General features: G+C 63.1%; 16 protein-coding genes. 8 read left to right on the top strand and 8 right to left on the bottom strand.

Annotation, left to right across the window (positions count from 1 at the left end):
* Nucleotides 1–28 precede the first annotated feature (28 nt).
* Together QRN70_RS17295 and QRN70_RS17290 are read left to right on the top strand one after the other, a co-directional pair.
* Entirely contained in the window at nucleotides 29–352 is a 324-nt protein-coding gene (locus QRN70_RS17295) for a DUF3392 domain-containing protein (protein ID WP_008083808.1), read from the top strand.
* Nucleotides 353–491: 139 nt separating this feature from the next.
* Nucleotides 492–1040, top strand: a complete 549-nt coding sequence (locus tag QRN70_RS17290) for an RNA 2'-phosphotransferase (protein ID WP_285419161.1) — start codon at nucleotides 492–494, stop codon at nucleotides 1038–1040.
* Nucleotides 1041–1169: 129 nt separating this feature from the next.
* Here QRN70_RS17290 and trmB read toward each other — a convergent pair whose 3' ends face one another.
* From trmB to QRN70_RS17270, 4 genes are all read right to left on the bottom strand, one after another.
* The gene (gene trmB, locus QRN70_RS17285) at nucleotides 1170–1895 is read right to left on the bottom strand and encodes a tRNA (guanosine(46)-N7)-methyltransferase TrmB (protein ID WP_285419160.1); all 726 of its coding nucleotides are present in this window, start codon (nucleotides 1893–1895) and stop codon (nucleotides 1170–1172) included.
* A 9-nt stretch (nucleotides 1896–1904) separates the two neighbouring features.
* Nucleotides 1905–2699, bottom strand: coding sequence for a thiazole synthase (locus QRN70_RS17280; protein WP_285419159.1), 795 nt, complete (start codon nucleotides 2697–2699; stop codon nucleotides 1905–1907).
* A gap of 60 nt (nucleotides 2700–2759) precedes the next feature.
* Nucleotides 2760–2960 (bottom strand): sulfur carrier protein ThiS, encoded by a 201-nt coding sequence (thiS, locus tag QRN70_RS17275; protein WP_285419158.1) that lies wholly within the window; start codon nucleotides 2958–2960, stop codon nucleotides 2760–2762.
* Between the two features lie 71 nt (nucleotides 2961–3031).
* Nucleotides 3032–3412, bottom strand: a complete 381-nt coding sequence (locus tag QRN70_RS17270; RefSeq protein WP_285419157.1) for a DUF423 domain-containing protein — start codon at nucleotides 3410–3412, stop codon at nucleotides 3032–3034.
* Between the two features lie 74 nt (nucleotides 3413–3486).
* Between QRN70_RS17270 and mtgA the strand changes: the two genes are divergently transcribed.
* Complete coding sequence (mtgA, locus tag QRN70_RS17265; protein WP_285419156.1) at nucleotides 3487–4209, top strand: monofunctional biosynthetic peptidoglycan transglycosylase; 723 nt, start codon at nucleotides 3487–3489, stop codon at nucleotides 4207–4209.
* 199 nt (nucleotides 4210–4408) lie between these two features.
* Here mtgA and rpoH read toward each other — a convergent pair whose 3' ends face one another.
* The 4 genes from rpoH to ftsY form a co-directional block, all read right to left on the bottom strand.
* A complete protein-coding gene (gene rpoH / locus QRN70_RS17260) occupies nucleotides 4409–5263 on the bottom strand; it encodes an RNA polymerase sigma factor RpoH (RefSeq protein WP_003229146.1) in 855 nt (284 codons plus the stop codon).
* A gap of 115 nt (nucleotides 5264–5378) precedes the next feature.
* Nucleotides 5379–6404, bottom strand: coding sequence for a permease-like cell division protein FtsX (ftsX, locus tag QRN70_RS17255; protein WP_285419155.1), 1026 nt, complete (start codon nucleotides 6402–6404; stop codon nucleotides 5379–5381).
* Nucleotides 6401–7072, bottom strand: a complete 672-nt coding sequence (ftsE, locus tag QRN70_RS17250; RefSeq protein ID WP_003229148.1) for a cell division ATP-binding protein FtsE — start codon at nucleotides 7070–7072, stop codon at nucleotides 6401–6403. Before ftsE ends, ftsX begins: the two co-directional genes overlap by 4 nt.
* A complete protein-coding gene (gene ftsY / locus QRN70_RS17245) occupies nucleotides 7069–8595 on the bottom strand; it encodes a signal recognition particle-docking protein FtsY (protein WP_285419154.1) in 1527 nt (508 codons plus the stop codon). Before ftsY ends, ftsE begins: the two co-directional genes overlap by 4 nt.
* On the opposite strand from ftsY, the gene QRN70_RS17240 reads away from it, so the two are divergent.
* From QRN70_RS17240 to QRN70_RS17220, 5 genes are all read left to right on the top strand, one after another.
* On the top strand, nucleotides 8594–8788 hold the full coding sequence (locus QRN70_RS17240; RefSeq protein ID WP_285419153.1) for a hypothetical protein: 195 nt from the start codon (nucleotides 8594–8596) through the stop codon (nucleotides 8786–8788). The genes ftsY and QRN70_RS17240 overlap by 2 nt on opposite strands.
* 152 nt (nucleotides 8789–8940) lie before the next feature.
* Nucleotides 8941–10296: a M16 family metallopeptidase gene (locus tag QRN70_RS17235; RefSeq protein WP_285419152.1), complete on the top strand. Its 1356-nt coding sequence runs from the start codon at nucleotides 8941–8943 to the stop codon at nucleotides 10294–10296.
* Nucleotides 10289–11779 (top strand): M16 family metallopeptidase, encoded by a 1491-nt coding sequence (locus tag QRN70_RS17230; protein WP_285419151.1) that lies wholly within the window; start codon nucleotides 10289–10291, stop codon nucleotides 11777–11779. The genes QRN70_RS17235 and QRN70_RS17230 overlap by 8 nt, the downstream gene beginning before the upstream one ends.
* The gene (rsmD, locus tag QRN70_RS17225) at nucleotides 11779–12387 is read left to right on the top strand and encodes a 16S rRNA (guanine(966)-N(2))-methyltransferase RsmD (protein WP_285419150.1); all 609 of its coding nucleotides are present in this window, start codon (nucleotides 11779–11781) and stop codon (nucleotides 12385–12387) included. Before QRN70_RS17230 ends, rsmD begins: the two co-directional genes overlap by 1 nt.
* A 61-nt stretch (nucleotides 12388–12448) precedes the next feature.
* Entirely contained in the window at nucleotides 12449–13447 is a 999-nt protein-coding gene (locus QRN70_RS17220) for a hydrolase (RefSeq protein WP_285419149.1), read from the top strand.
* The last annotated feature ends 3 nt before the right edge of the window (nucleotides 13448–13450 follow it).

Below are 13450 nucleotides of genomic sequence, written 5' to 3'. Positions count from 1 at the left end.
GCCCAACGGCCGCCCCAAGGAAAAACCCATGGATTTGATACTCGACCTGCTCGCCACCGTGTCTCGCTGGAGCCGCAGCAACCTCTCGGAAATCGCCCTGGCCCTGGTCGGCTGCCTGCTGGTGCTGTTCGGCGCCGATTTCAAGGGTTGGGTCGAACAACGCCTGGGCAGCATCGCCGGCGCTCTGCGCGTACCGCTGATGGCGCTGTTGTGCCTGATCGGCAGCGGCGCGGCGCTGATCTACGCCACGCCGTGGGTCATCAAGGGCCTGAGCCAGTTCAACAACTACAGCCTGGCGCCGGTGTTGTTGGTGGTATTGGTGTTAATTGGCGTGGTCGCGGATCGCCGCTGAGTTTCAGCCAGCAGCAAAAACAACGGGGGGCGCAGGCTTGCTCGCGAAGGCGTCGTATCAATCAACATCCACGTTGAATGATTCAGCGCTTTCGCGAGCAAGCCCGCTCCCACAGTTGATCGCAATGACAGGGAAGCTCATGAGCAAAAAACTGTGGGACGAGACAAGCAAATTTCTCAGCTTCGTACTGCGACACGAACCTCAGGCAATTGGCCTGACGCTGGATTCCGAAGGCTGGGCGAATATCGACGCGCTGATCAGCGGCGCTGCGCGTGACGGTCGTAAACTGGATCACGAACTGATTGAAGCCGTCGTTACAAGTAGCGACAAGAAGCGCTTCTCGATTTCCGAGGACGGCCAACTGATTCGTGCGGTTCAAGGCCATTCAACCAAAAGCGTAGATCTGCAGTTCGAGCAGAAACAGCCACCGCAAGTGCTGTATCACGGCACGGCGACGCGCTTTCTTGAGTCAATCAAAGAACAAGGCCTGATCCCGGGATCACGCCATCATGTGCACCTTTCCCAAGACATCGACACCGCTTCGGCGGTCGGGCAGCGCTACGGCACCGTGGTGATACTGCAAGTCGCCGCACGACAGATGAAAGAACAGGGTTTCAAGTTCTATCAGGCCGAAAACGGCGTCTGGCTGACAGAACAGGTGCCCGCTCGCTTTCTTTCCACCGAGTAATTTCTGCGCACACAAAACAACTGTGGGAGCGGGCTTGCTCGCGAAGGCGCCGTATCAGTCAACACCCACGTTGAATGATTCAGCGCTTTCGCGAGCAAGCCCGCTCCCACATTGGGTGTTGCGTGATGCTTACGCGATTTTCTCGAACTTCAGGTCCCACACGCCATGCCCAAGGCGTTCGCCGCGGCGTTCGAACTTGGTCACCGGCCGTTCGGCCGGGCGTGGTACGCACTTGCCGTCTGCGGCGAGGTTGCGATAGCCCGGGGCGACGTTCATCACTTCCAGCATGTATTCGGCGTACGGCTCCCAGTCGGTGGCCATGTGCAGGATGCCGCCGACCTTCAACTTGCTGCGCACCAGTTCAGCGAACGAGGCCTGAACGATACGGCGCTTGTGGTGACGGCTCTTGTGCCATGGATCCGGGAAGAACAGCATCAGGCGATCGAGGCTGTTGTCGGCGATGCAGCGGTTGAGCACTTCGATCGCGTCGCAATCGTAGACCCGCAGGTTGGTCAGGCCCTGGGTAAGCACACCATTGAGCAGCGCGCCGACACCCGGACGGTGCACTTCGACACCGATGAAGTCCTGCTCCGGTGCAGCTGCCGCCATTTCCAGCAGCGAGTGGCCCATGCCGAAACCAATCTCCAGCGAGCGCGGGGCCGAACGGCCGAACACTTGATCGTAATCCACTGGCGCGTCGGCCAGCGGCAGCACGTACAGCGGCGCGCCCTGATCCAGACCGCGTTGCTGGCCTTCGGTCATGCGCCCGGCGCGCATCACGAAACTCTTGATGCGGCGGTGTTGGCGCTCGTCGCCTTCTTCCGTCTGGATAGGCGTGTCGTTCGATTCAGTCATCAATGGCTCTTACTTGATCAGACCATCCAGCGGCGAAGAGGCGCTGGCATAGAGTTTTTTCGGCATGCGGCCGGCGAGGTAGGCCAGGCGGCCCGCGACGATCGCGTGTTGCATGGCTTGGGCCATCATCACCGGTTGTTGGGCGTGGGCGATGGCCGAGTTCATCAGCACCGCGTCACAGCCCAGTTCCATGGCGATGGTGGCGTCGGACGCGGTACCGACACCGGCATCCACCAGCACCGGGATTGTGGCTTCTTCGAGGATGATCTGCAGGTTGTACGGATTGCAGATGCCCAGGCCCGACCCGATCAGACCGGCCAGCGGCATGACCGCGATGCAGCCGATTTCCGCCAGTTGGCGAGCGATGATCGGGTCATCACTGGTGTAGACCATCACGTCAAAGCCTTCCTTGACCAGCGTTTCCGCGGCCTTGAGGGTTTCGATCACGTTGGGGAACAGGGTCTTCTGGTCGGCCAGCACTTCCAGCTTCACCAGATTGTGGCCGTCGAGCAGCTCACGGGCCAGGCGGCAGGTGCGCACGGCTTCGATGGCGTCGTAGCAACCGGCGGTGTTCGGCAGGAAGGTGTAGCGATCCGGCGACAGCACTTCGAGCAGGTTCGGCTCGCCTTCGATCTGGCCCAGGTTGGTGCGGCGCACGGCGAAGGTGACGATCTCGGCACCCGAGGCTTCGATGGCCTGGCGGGTTTCTTCCATGTCACGGTACTTGCCGGTACCGACCAGCAAACGCGACTGGTAAGTACGACCGGCCAGGACGAAAGGCTTGTCGCTACGAACGATGCTCATGGGAAATCCTCTGTAGGAGTGAGGGTCTTGCAGAATTCTGTGCCCGTGCGGGCCGGGCGGCTAGCCGCCGCCGATGGCATGCACGACTTCGACATGGTCGCCGTCGTTGAGCGTGGTCTCGGCATGCTGGCTGCGCGGAACGATATCCAGATTGAGCTCGACGGCTACCCGGCGTCCGGTCAGGTCCATGCGGGTCAGCAAAGCCGCAACGGTTTCACCGTCGGGCAGTTCAAGGGGTTCGCCGTTCAACTGAATGCGCATGCGCCAGGCCGCCATCATTTTTAGGGGGTGGCATTCTAGCCCGATCATGACCTAAAGGTCAGCACCAAGCGTCAAGCGGTCGCCTGCAGGCGCCAGGCAGCGAGCCCCAGGCACAGCCAGCCGACGAGAAACGCCAGGCCACCGAACGGAGTAATGATGCCGAGCTTGCTGAGGCCCGTGGTCGTCAGCACATACAGGCTGCCGGAGAACAGCAGGATACCGAGGGCGAACGAGAAACCGGCCCAGGCCACCAGCCGCCCCTGGATCTGCGTGGCCAGCAGCGCCACGCCGAACAGCGCCAGGGCGTGCACCAGTTGATAAGTGACGCCGGTGTGGAAGATCGCCAGGTACTCGGGGCTCAGGCGGTTTTTCAGGCCGTGGGCGGCAAACGCCCCCAGGGCGACGCCGGTGAAACCAAAGAAAGCGGCCAGCAGCAGAAAGCCACGCAGCATGTGGAACTCCAGTCAGACTCGATCGGCAGGGTCTGTATAATGGCCCGCTCAACCGGTTCGGCCAAGCCATCTCTATGCTGCGTTCAATTCTCCGTCGTCTCACGAAGGCCCTGCTCTGGTTCGCAGGCGCCAGCATTGTGTTGGTCCTGGTATTTCGCTTCGTGCCGCCACCGGGCACGGCGCTGATGATCGAGCGCAAGGTCGAATCCTGGGTCGACGGCGAACCCATCGACCTGCAGCGCACGTGGAAGCCGTGGGACGAGATCTCCGACGACCTCAAGGTCGCGGTCATGGCCGGCGAAGACCAGAAGTTTCCCGAGCACTGGGGTTTTGACTTCGACGCGATCCAGGCTGCACTGGCCCACAACGAACTCGGCGGCTCGATTCGCGGCGCCAGCACCCTGAGCCAGCAAGTCTCGAAGAATCTGTTTCTGTGGTCGGGTCGCAGCTACCTGCGCAAAGGCCTGGAAGCGTGGTTTACCGCGCTGATCGAGGTGTTCTGGCCCAAGCAGCGGATTCTTGAGGTGTATCTGAACAGCGTCGAATGGGATGACGGGGTGTTTGGTGCCGAAGCGGCGGCCCGCCATCACTTTGGCGTGAGCGCTAAATCCTTGTCCCGCCAGCAGGCCAGTTATCTGGCGGCGGTACTGCCCAACCCGCGCGTGTGGAGTGCCAGCCATCCGACGGCGTATGTGGCGCGCCGGGCGGGGTGGATTCGGCAGCAGATGAGTCAGTTGGGCGGGACCAGCTATCTGCTGGGCCTCAACGATTCGCGCCGGGCACCGTGGGCTCGATAAGCGCACAAAAAGCTTCCATACCCTGAAGATCCCTGTGGGAGCGAGCCTGCTCGCGAAAGCGGTACATCAGTGTCAATTGCAGGTTCTGATAGAGCGCTTTCGCGAGCAGGCTCGCTCCCACATGGGCTCTCTGATGAGGCTGAAACAAAAACGCCCCGATCATCGCTGATCGGGGCGTTTTTTATTGCCAAACTGCCGGTTACGCAGCAATCGACAACTTGAGCTTGTTCATCGCGCTCTTCTCGAGCTGACGAATACGCTCGGCGGAAACGTTGTACTTCTGCGCCAGGTCGTGCAGCGTGGCTTTCTCTTCCGCCAGCCAGCGCTGGTAGAGGATGTCGCGGCTACGTTCGTCCAGCACTTCCAGCGCTTCATGCAGGTTGTGGTTGGAGTTGTCGCTCCAGTCGGCATCTTCCAGTTGACGCGCCGGGTCGTAGCGGTGGTCTTCCAGATAGTTGGCCGGCGATTGGAAAGCGCTGTCGTCGTCCGCTTCCGCGGCCGGGTCGAAGGCCATGTCGTGGCCGGTCAGGCGGCTTTCCATTTCACGCACTTCGCGCGGCTCGACACCGAGGCTTTCAGCCACACGGTGGACTTCCTCGTTGTTCAGCCAGGCCAGACGTTTCTTCTGGCTGCGCAGGTTGAAGAACAGCTTGCGCTGGGCCTTGGTGGTCGCGACTTTGACGATCCGCCAGTTACGCAGGATGAACTCGTGAATCTCGGCCTTGATCCAGTGCACCGCGAAGGACACCAGACGCACGCCCATTTCCGGGTTGAAGCGCTTGACGGCCTTCATCAGGCCGACGTTGCCTTCCTGGATCAGGTCAGCCTGAGCCAGGCCGTAGCCGGAATAGCTGCGGGCAATGTGTACGACAAAACGCAGGTGGGCGAGCACCATCTGCCGAGCCGCCCCCAAATCCTGCTCATAGTAGAGACTCTCGGCCAGTTCACGCTCCTGCTCCGGCGTCAGCAATGGAATGCTGTTGACGGTGTGCACATAGGCTTCCAGGTTCGCACCCGGAACCAACGCGTACGCAGGTTGCAAAGAATTGGTCATGCGAAAAAACCTCCCACTTACATACTCGCGCCTTTCGGCACTGCGAAAAATTGACCGGGAACTCAGGTACAAGTTCCCTAAAAAACCGCAAGGCCAATCACGCGCAAAAAAGATTCTACTTCGGCGCCAGCTCCCTGAGGTGGCGTGCGACTGCAATCCATGCACCGATATAACCCAACAGCACCGCGCCAAGCAAGAGCGACAGACCGTCGGCAACTGGCACCCCGGCCAGCGCAAAATCACTGCCGTACAAGCCGGCCAGACCCACCACCGCGTCGTTCAGCCAGTTCAGGCCAAACGCCAGCACACCCCAGGACAGGATCCCCGCACCGAAGCCATACAACGCCCCCATATAGAGGAAGGGACGTCGCACATAGCTGTCAGTGCCGCCGACGAGTTTAATCACTTCTATCTCGGTGCGGCGGTTTTCAATATGAAGACGAATGGTATTGCCTATCACCAAAAGTAATGCAGAAACCAGCAGCACCGTCAGACCGAAGACAAACCGGTCGCCGAGCTTGAGGATCGCGGCCAGACGCTCGACCCAGACTAGATCAAGTTGCGCCTGCTGTACCTTGGGCAGCTCGGAAAGTTTTTGTCTTAATGCTTCCAGAGTCGACTTGTCGACCTCGTTCGGCGTTACCAGCACCACGCCCGGCAACGGGTTTTCCGGCAGTTCGCGCAGCGCTTCGCCCAGGCCGGACTGCTGCTGGAACTCTTCCAGCGCCTGATCGCGGCCGACGTATTCGGCATCGGCGACGCCCGGCATGCCCTTGATCTGCTCGCGCAACGCCTCGCCCTGCTGCGGGCTGGCGTCGAGCTGCAGGTACAGCGAAATCTGCGCCGCACGCTGCCAGGAACCACCCAGGCGCTCGACGTTGCTGAGCAACAGCGACAGCCCCATCGGCAGGCTCAGGGCGACCGCCATCACCATGCAGGTGAAGAAGCTGCCGATCGGTTGCTTGCCCAGGCGGCGCAGGCTGTCGAGCAGGCTGGCGCGATGGCTTTCCAGCCAGGCACGGAACAGCGTGGCGAAATCCGGACCGTCGTCATCGTCGTGTTTTTTCTTCTTTGCCGGTTGTGGATCGGCGGCCTTCGGGGCCACGCGCTCGGAAACCTTCGGACTGCGTGTCGCACTCATACGCCGGCCTCCCCGTCGCCGATCAAGCGGCCGCGCTGCAGGGTCAGCATGCGATGGCGCATGCGCGCAATCAGGGCCAGGTCGTGACTGGCGATCAGCACGCTGGTGCCCAGGCGGTTGATGTCTTCGAACACGCCCATGATCTCGGCCGCCAGGCGCGGGTCGAGGTTACCGGTCGGTTCGTCCGCCAGCAGCAGGGCCGGACGGTGGACGATGGCGCGGGCGATGCCGACGCGTTGCTGCTGACCGGTGGACAGGTCGCCCGGATACAGATCGGTTTTATCCGAAAGCGCCACGCGCTCCAGCGCGGAATCGACGCGCTTGGCGATCTCGGCCTTGGACAGCCCGAGAATCTGCAATGGCAGCGCGACGTTGTTGAACACCGTGCGGTCGAACAGCAGCTGGTGGTTCTGGAACACCACGCCGATCTGCCGGCGTAGGAACGGAATCTGCGCATTGCTGATGGTGCTCAGGTCCTGTCCGGCCAGGAGCAATTTGCCGCTGGTCGGACGTTCCATCGCCAGCAGCAGGCGCAACAGGGTGGATTTACCGGCACCGGAGTGGCCGGTGACAAACAGAAACTCGCCACGACGGACTCGAAAGCTCAGCTCATGCAAGCCGACGTGACCGTTCGGGTAGCGTTTACCGACCTGTTCGAAACGAATCATGAACGCTCCCGCTCGGCAAACAGTGCCTGGACAAAGGGTTCGGCTTCAAAGGTACGCAGATCGTCGATGCCTTCACCGACGCCGATATAGCGGATCGGCAGGCCGAACTGCTTGGCCAGGGCGAAAATCACCCCGCCCTTGGCGGTGCCGTCGAGCTTGGTCAGCGCCAGGCCGGTCAGTTCGACGGTCTGGTTGAATTGCTTGGCCTGGTTGATGGCGTTCTGGCCGGTGCCGGCGTCGAGCACCAGCAGCACTTCGTGCGGCGCGTCGGCGTCGAGCTTGCCGATCACCCGGCGGACTTTTTTCAGCTCTTCCATCAGGTTGTCTTTGGTGTGCAGACGTCCGGCCGTGTCGGCGATCAGCACGTCGATGCCACGGGCCTTGGCGGCCTGCACGGCGTCGAAGATCACCGAAGCGGAGTCGGCCCCGGTGTGCTGGGCGATCACCGGGATCTTGTTGCGCTCGCCCCAGACCTGCAATTGCTCGACGGCGGCGGCGCGGAACGTATCACCGGCAGCCAGCATGACTTTCTTGCCTTCGAGCTGCAGCTTCTTCGCCAGTTTGCCGATGGTGGTGGTCTTGCCGGCGCCGTTGACGCCCACCACCAGAATCACGAACGGCTTGTTCTGCGCAGCGATCTTCAGCGGCTGCTCGACCGGCTTGAGCATCGCCGCCAGCTCGGCCTGCAGGGATTTGTACAGGGCGTCGGAATCGGCCAGCTCTTTACGCGCGACCTTCTGGGTCAGGCGCTGGATGATTACCGAAGTCGCCTCGACGCCGACGTCGGCAGTCAGCAAGCGGGTTTCGAGATCGTCGAGCAGATCGTCATCGATGGCTTTCTTGCCGAGGAACAGACTGGCCATGCCCTCGCCGATGCTGGCACTGGTCTTGGACAGGCCTTGCTTGAGACGGGCGAAGAAGCCGGCCTTGGTTTCTTCGGTGCGCGGGGCCTCGACCGGGGTTTCAACCTGGATTTCCACAGGAGCGACTGGCGCTACGGCGACCGGTGCAGGTGCAGGTGCAGGTGCAGGTGCAGGTGCAGGTGCAGGTGCAGGTGCAGGCTCGGGCACTTCAACAATCGGGGCAACCGGGGCAACAACCACAGGTTCTGGAATGACCGGAGCAGCTTCCACCACCGGCGCCTGAACAGGCTCGGGAGCGAACGCAACCGGCGCAGGAATCGGCGGCGTAACGTGCGGCGCAGCCTCTTCGACCAGCGCCACCGGCTCTTCCGCCACCGGCAAGGTCAGCCACGGTTCGGCGGCCGGGGTCAGCGGCAGCTCGGCGGCCGGGGCGCCCTGAGGCTCGGCCTCGGCCGCCGGCTGCAGGACCGGTTCGGCCAGCGGCAGGACAATCGGTGCCGGCTCTTCTTCTATTACGGCAGCCGGTGCCGGGGCAGGCTCGGCAAGGGCGGTCGGCTGTTCGACGACGGGTTCCTGCGGTTTCTTACGCAGCCATCCGAACAGGCTTTTCTTCTCGCCAGCCGCAGCTGGGGTCTTCTTGTCGTCGTTGGAACCAAACATGGAGGACGGCTATCTCACGGTAGCGACGCGCCATAAGGGCGCCCCGGCAAATAAATATTCGATGCAGAACAGACTGTGTTTCACCCAGCTTGTTCACGCGCAACATTTTGTCGAAGCGCCAACGGCACCTCAAAGGTCGATTAATACGAAGGACTGGAACGGCATCGTCGGCGAAAACGCAGAGTTTAGCTGACAAACTCAAAGCTTCTGCCGGAAACCCAGGCAACCTATCGACCGCTCATTGGCCTGATAGGCGTGGCCGCCAGTAAAACGGATCAGTATCCTAGCACCTCCTCGCCCGCCTAGGCTAAGACCAAGCGGGCAGCCCAACAGGTTAAAAAACGAATGAATGCTCTAGCCCGCCGCGCTGCAGGCCTGCTGCTCAGCACAGTCTGCCTGCCACTTTCGGCCCTGGCGGCCGACCCGCAACCGACCCACGAATTCACCCTCGACAACGGCTTGAAAGTCGTCGTGCGCGAAGACCATCGCGCCCCCGTGGTGGTCTCGCAGGTCTGGTACAAGGTCGGCTCCAGCTACGAAACCCCGGGCCAGACCGGACTGTCCCACGCCCTCGAACACATGATGTTCAAGGGCAGCGAAAAAGTCGGCCCCGGCGAAGCGTCGCTGATCCTGCGCGACCTCGGCGCCGAAGAGAACGCCTTCACCAGTGATGACTTCACCGCGTATTACCAGGTGCTGGCCCGCGATCGCCTGGGCGTGGCGTTCGAACTGGAAGCCGACCGCATGGCCAACCTGCGCCTGCCGGCCGACGAGTTCGCTAAGGAAATCGAAGTCATCAAGGAAGAACGGCGCCTGCGCACCGACGACAAGCCGATGTCCAAGGCCTACGAGCGCTACAAGGCGATGGCCTATCCCGCCAGCGGCTATCACACGCCGACCATCGGCTGGATGGCCGACCTCGACCGGATGAAGGTCGAGGAACTGCGCCACTGGTATCAGTCCTGGTATGTGCCGAACAACGCCACCCTGGTGGTGGTCGGCGACGTCACCCCGGATGAAGTGAAAGCCCTCGCCCAGCGCTACTTCGGGCCGATCCCGAAACGAGACGTGCCGGCGGCGAAGATCCCCCTGGAGCTGGCCGAGCCCGGCGAACGGCAGATCACCCTGCACGTGCAGACGCAATTGCCGAGCCTGATGCTCGGCTTCAATGTGCCGAGCCTCGCCACGGCTGAAGACAAGCGCTCGGTCAATGCCCTGCGGCTGATCTCGGCCCTGCTCGACGGCGGCTACAGCGGTCGCATCCCGACGCAACTGGAGCGCGGCGAAGAGCTGGTGTCCGGTGGCTCGTCGAGCTACGACGCCTACACCCGTGGCGACAGCCTGTTCACCCTCTCGGCCACGCCGAACACGCAGAAGAAGAAAACCATGGCCCAGGCCGAAGCCGGGCTGTGGAAACTCCTCGAACAACTGAAAACCACCGCACCGTCCGCCGCAGAGCTGGAGCGCGTGCGCGCCCAGGTGATCGCCGGCCTGGTGTTCGAGCGCGATTCGATCACCAGCCAGGCCACCGCTATCGGACAACTGGAAACCGTCGGTCTGTCGTGGAAGCTGATGGACACCGAACTGGCCGATCTGGAAAGCGTCACCCCGCAGGACATCCAGAACGCCGCCAGGCTGTACTTCACCCGCGAACGTCTCAGCGTCGCCCATGTCCTGCCAGAGGAGACGCCTCATGAGTGAGCGCAAAACCCCACGCCTGTTGCTGCTCGGCCTGGTGGCCGTGGCGGTGATCGGCGCCGCCGCGTTCTACCTGGCGCCGAGCGACAACAGCAAGGCCAGCGAAGCGCTGGATAACGCCAAGACCAGCCAGAAACTGCAGTCCCTGGCCGAACTCGACGGCAAGGCGCCAAGCAGTCGCAAGCTCGACGTGCAGACCTGGCACACCGCCGAAGGCGCCAAGGTGCTGTTCGTCGAGGCACGCGAGCTGCCGATGTTCGACATGCGCCTGATCTTCGCCGCCGGCAGCAGCCAGGACGGCAACGCGCCGGGCCTGGCCCTGCTGACCAACGCCATGCTCAACGAGGGCGTGGCCGGCAAGGACGTCGGCGCCATCGCCCAGGGCTTCGAAGGCCTCGGTGCGGACTTCGGCAACGGCGCCTTCAAGGACATGGCCATCGCCTCGCTGCGCAGCCTGAGTGCCGCCGACAAACGCGAACCGGCCCTGCAGCTGTTCTCCGAAGTCGTCGGCAAACCGACCTTCCCCGCCGATTCCTTCGCACGCATCAAGAACCAGATGCTCGCCGGCTTCGAATACCAGAAGCAGAACCCGGGCAAACTCGCCAGCCTCGAGCTGATGAAACGCCTGTACGGCGAGCATCCTTACGCGCATTCCAGCGATGGCAGCGCACAGAGCGTGCCGAAAATCACTCTGGCGCAGCTGCGCGAATTCCACGCCAAGGCGTACGCCGCCGGCAACACCGTGATTGCGCTGGTCGGCGATCTGTCGCGGGCCGAGGCCGAGACGATTGCCAATCAGGTGTCCGCCGCCCTGCCGAAAGGCCCGGCGCTGGCGAAAATCGCCTCGCCCGAGGAACCGCAGGCCAGCATCGGCCATATCGAATTCCCGTCGAAGCAGACCAACCTGATGCTCGCGCAACTGGGCATCGACCGGGACGACCCGGACTACGCCGCGCTGTCGCTGGGCAACCAGATCCTCGGTGGCGGCGGTTTCGGCACTCGCCTGATGAGTGAAGTGCGCGAGAAACGTGGCCTGGCCTACGGCGTGTATTCGGCGTTCAGCCCGATGCAGGCCCGCGGGCCGTTCATGATCAACCTGCAGACCCGCGCGGAAATGAGCGAAGGCACCCTGAAACTGGTGCAGGACGTGCTCGCCGATTACCTCAGGACCGGGCCGACGCAGAAAGAACTCGACGACGCCAAGCGCGAACTGGCCGGCAGCTTCCCGCTGTCCACCGCGAGCAACGCCGATATCGTCGGCCAGCTCGGCGCCATGGGTTTCTACAACCTGCCGCTGAGCTACCTGGATGACTTCATGCGGCAGTCCCAGAGCCTGACCGTCGAACAGGTCAAGGCTGCCCTGAACCAACACTTGAGCACGGACAAACTGGTCATCGTCACCGCTGGCCCGACCGTGCCGCAAAAGCCGTTACCGGCCCCATCTGATAAACCTGCCGAGCAGCCGCTCGGGGTTCCGGAGCATTAATGGCCAGCCCGAAAAAGCCTGCGCAAAAATTGCACAATGGCGTCAATCAACTGCGCATCATCGGCGGCGAATGGCGCAGCCGCAAACTGAGCTTCCCCGACGCCCCGGGGCTGCGGCCGACGCCGGACCGGGTTCGCGAAACCCTGTTCAACTGGCTCGCGCCGTACGTGGCCGGGGCCAAGGTGCTCGACCCGTTCGCCGGCAGCGGCGCGCTGTTTCTCGAAGCGCTGTCCCGTGGCGCGGCCATGGGCCAGGCACTGGACGCCAGCCATGTCGCGGTGTCGAGCCTGAAGGAACACCTCGGCACCCTGCGCTGCACCACCGGCCAGGTGCAGACCGCCGACGCGCTGCGTTATCTGCAAACCCAGGTCGCCACGCCGTTCGATCTGGTGTTTCTCGACCCGCCGTTCAACCAGAACCTGCTACCGGAAGTCTGCACGCTGCTGGAAGAGCGCCAGTGGCTGGCGCCGGACGCGTGGATCTACACTGAAAGCGAGACCGCGCCATCGACCCTCGGCCTGCCGGGCAACTGGCGCCTGCACCGCGAGCAGAAATCCGGGCGGGTGTACTACGCGCTGTGGCAGCGTATGGCAGAGATCGCCGGTTAACCCACCGGCCTGAACAAGCGGCGTGGCCTGCGGACGGCGCCGCGCTGTATCGAGAGCAATCGTGCGCGCTTCGTCAGAACCTTTCATCCCCGCCTTCGGCCTCGGCAATCCGCACCTGCAGACCCTGTGGGGCCCACTGTGGCGCAAAACCGTGCACCTGGAGCGCGAGCGCGAACGGCTGTGGCTCGAGGACGGTGATTTCCTCGACCTCGACTGGCATGGCCCACACAGTGCCGAGGCGCCTCTGGTGCTGGTGCTGCACGGGCTGACCGGCTCGTCGAACTCGCCCTACGTCGCCGGCATCCAGGCCGCACTGGCCGCCCAGGGCTGGGCCAGTGTCGCGCTGAACTGGCGCGGCTGCTCCGGCGAGCCGAACCTGCTGCCGCGCAGCTACCACTCCGGCGCCAGCGAAGACCTCGCCGAAACCATCAGGCACCTGCGCGCCAAACGGCCGTTGGCACCGTTGTACGCGGTGGGTTATTCCCTGGGCGGCAACGTGTTGCTCAAGCATCTGGGCGAAACCGGCAGCGCCAGCGGCGTGTGCGGCGCGGTGGCGGTGTCGGTGCCGTTTCGTCTCGACCAGTGCGCCGACCGCATCGGCCAGGGGTTTTCCAAGGTCTATCAGGCGCACTTCATGCGCGAGATGGTCGCCTACATCAAGAACAAGCAGCGCCAGTTCCAGCATGACGGCCGTGAGGACGGGCTCGCGGCACTGGCGGCGCTCGGCTCACTGGAGAACATGCGCACCTTCTGGGATTTCGATGGCCGCGTGACCGCGCCATTGCACGGCTTCAGCGACGCCGAGGATTACTATCGCCGCGCCTCCAGCCGGTACTTTCTCGGCGAGATCCGCACGCCGACCCTGATCATCCAGGCGGCGGACGATCCGTTCGTGTTCCCGCACAGCCTGCCAGCGGCCAGCGAGCTGTCGGCGTCGACGACGTTCGAACTGCAGGCCAGGGGCGGTCACGTCGGCTTCGTCGATGGCTCGCTGCGTCAGCCGGGTTACTACCTGGAACGGCGCATACCGCAGTGGCTGGCCAGCGCGGGACGCGGGTGAGGC

The sequence above is a fragment of the Pseudomonas sp. efr-133-TYG-5 genome, assembly GCF_030209175.1.
Taxonomy (GTDB): Bacteria; Pseudomonadota; Gammaproteobacteria; order Pseudomonadales; family Pseudomonadaceae; genus Aquipseudomonas.
Note: the sequence above shows the minus strand (reverse complement) of the source record. Positions and strands in the feature narration are given on the sequence as shown.

Excerpts from the sequence above, each read along its gene's own strand:
- QRN70_RS17295 (WP_008083808.1), top strand. The coding sequence starts at position 29 with ATGGATTTGATACTCGACCTGCTCGCCACCGTGTCTCGCTGGAGCCGC.
- QRN70_RS17290 (WP_285419161.1), top strand. The coding sequence starts at position 492 with ATGAGCAAAAAACTGTGGGACGAGACAAGCAAATTTCTCAGCTTCGTA.
- trmB (WP_285419160.1), bottom strand. The coding sequence starts at position 1,895 with ATGACTGAATCGAACGACACGCCTATCCAGACGGAAGAAGGCGACGAG.
- QRN70_RS17280 (WP_285419159.1), bottom strand. The coding sequence starts at position 2,699 with ATGAGCATCGTTCGTAGCGACAAGCCTTTCGTCCTGGCCGGTCGTACT.
- thiS (WP_285419158.1), bottom strand. The coding sequence starts at position 2,960 with ATGCGCATTCAGTTGAACGGCGAACCCCTTGAACTGCCCGACGGTGAA.
- QRN70_RS17270 (WP_285419157.1), bottom strand. The coding sequence starts at position 3,412 with ATGCTGCGTGGCTTTCTGCTGCTGGCCGCTTTCTTTGGTTTCACCGGC.
- mtgA (WP_285419156.1), top strand. The coding sequence starts at position 3,487 with ATGCTGCGTTCAATTCTCCGTCGTCTCACGAAGGCCCTGCTCTGGTTC.
- rpoH (WP_003229146.1), bottom strand. The coding sequence starts at position 5,263 with ATGACCAATTCTTTGCAACCTGCGTACGCGTTGGTTCCGGGTGCGAAC.
- ftsX (WP_285419155.1), bottom strand. The coding sequence starts at position 6,404 with ATGAGTGCGACACGCAGTCCGAAGGTTTCCGAGCGCGTGGCCCCGAAG.
- ftsE (WP_003229148.1), bottom strand. The coding sequence starts at position 7,072 with ATGATTCGTTTCGAACAGGTCGGTAAACGCTACCCGAACGGTCACGTC.
- QRN70_RS17240 (WP_285419153.1), top strand. The coding sequence starts at position 8,594 with ATGGAGGACGGCTATCTCACGGTAGCGACGCGCCATAAGGGCGCCCCG.
- ftsY (WP_285419154.1), bottom strand. The coding sequence starts at position 8,595 with ATGTTTGGTTCCAACGACGACAAGAAGACCCCAGCTGCGGCTGGCGAG.
- QRN70_RS17235 (WP_285419152.1), top strand. The coding sequence starts at position 8,941 with ATGAATGCTCTAGCCCGCCGCGCTGCAGGCCTGCTGCTCAGCACAGTC.
- QRN70_RS17230 (WP_285419151.1), top strand. The coding sequence starts at position 10,289 with ATGAGTGAGCGCAAAACCCCACGCCTGTTGCTGCTCGGCCTGGTGGCC.
- rsmD (WP_285419150.1), top strand. The coding sequence starts at position 11,779 with ATGGCCAGCCCGAAAAAGCCTGCGCAAAAATTGCACAATGGCGTCAAT.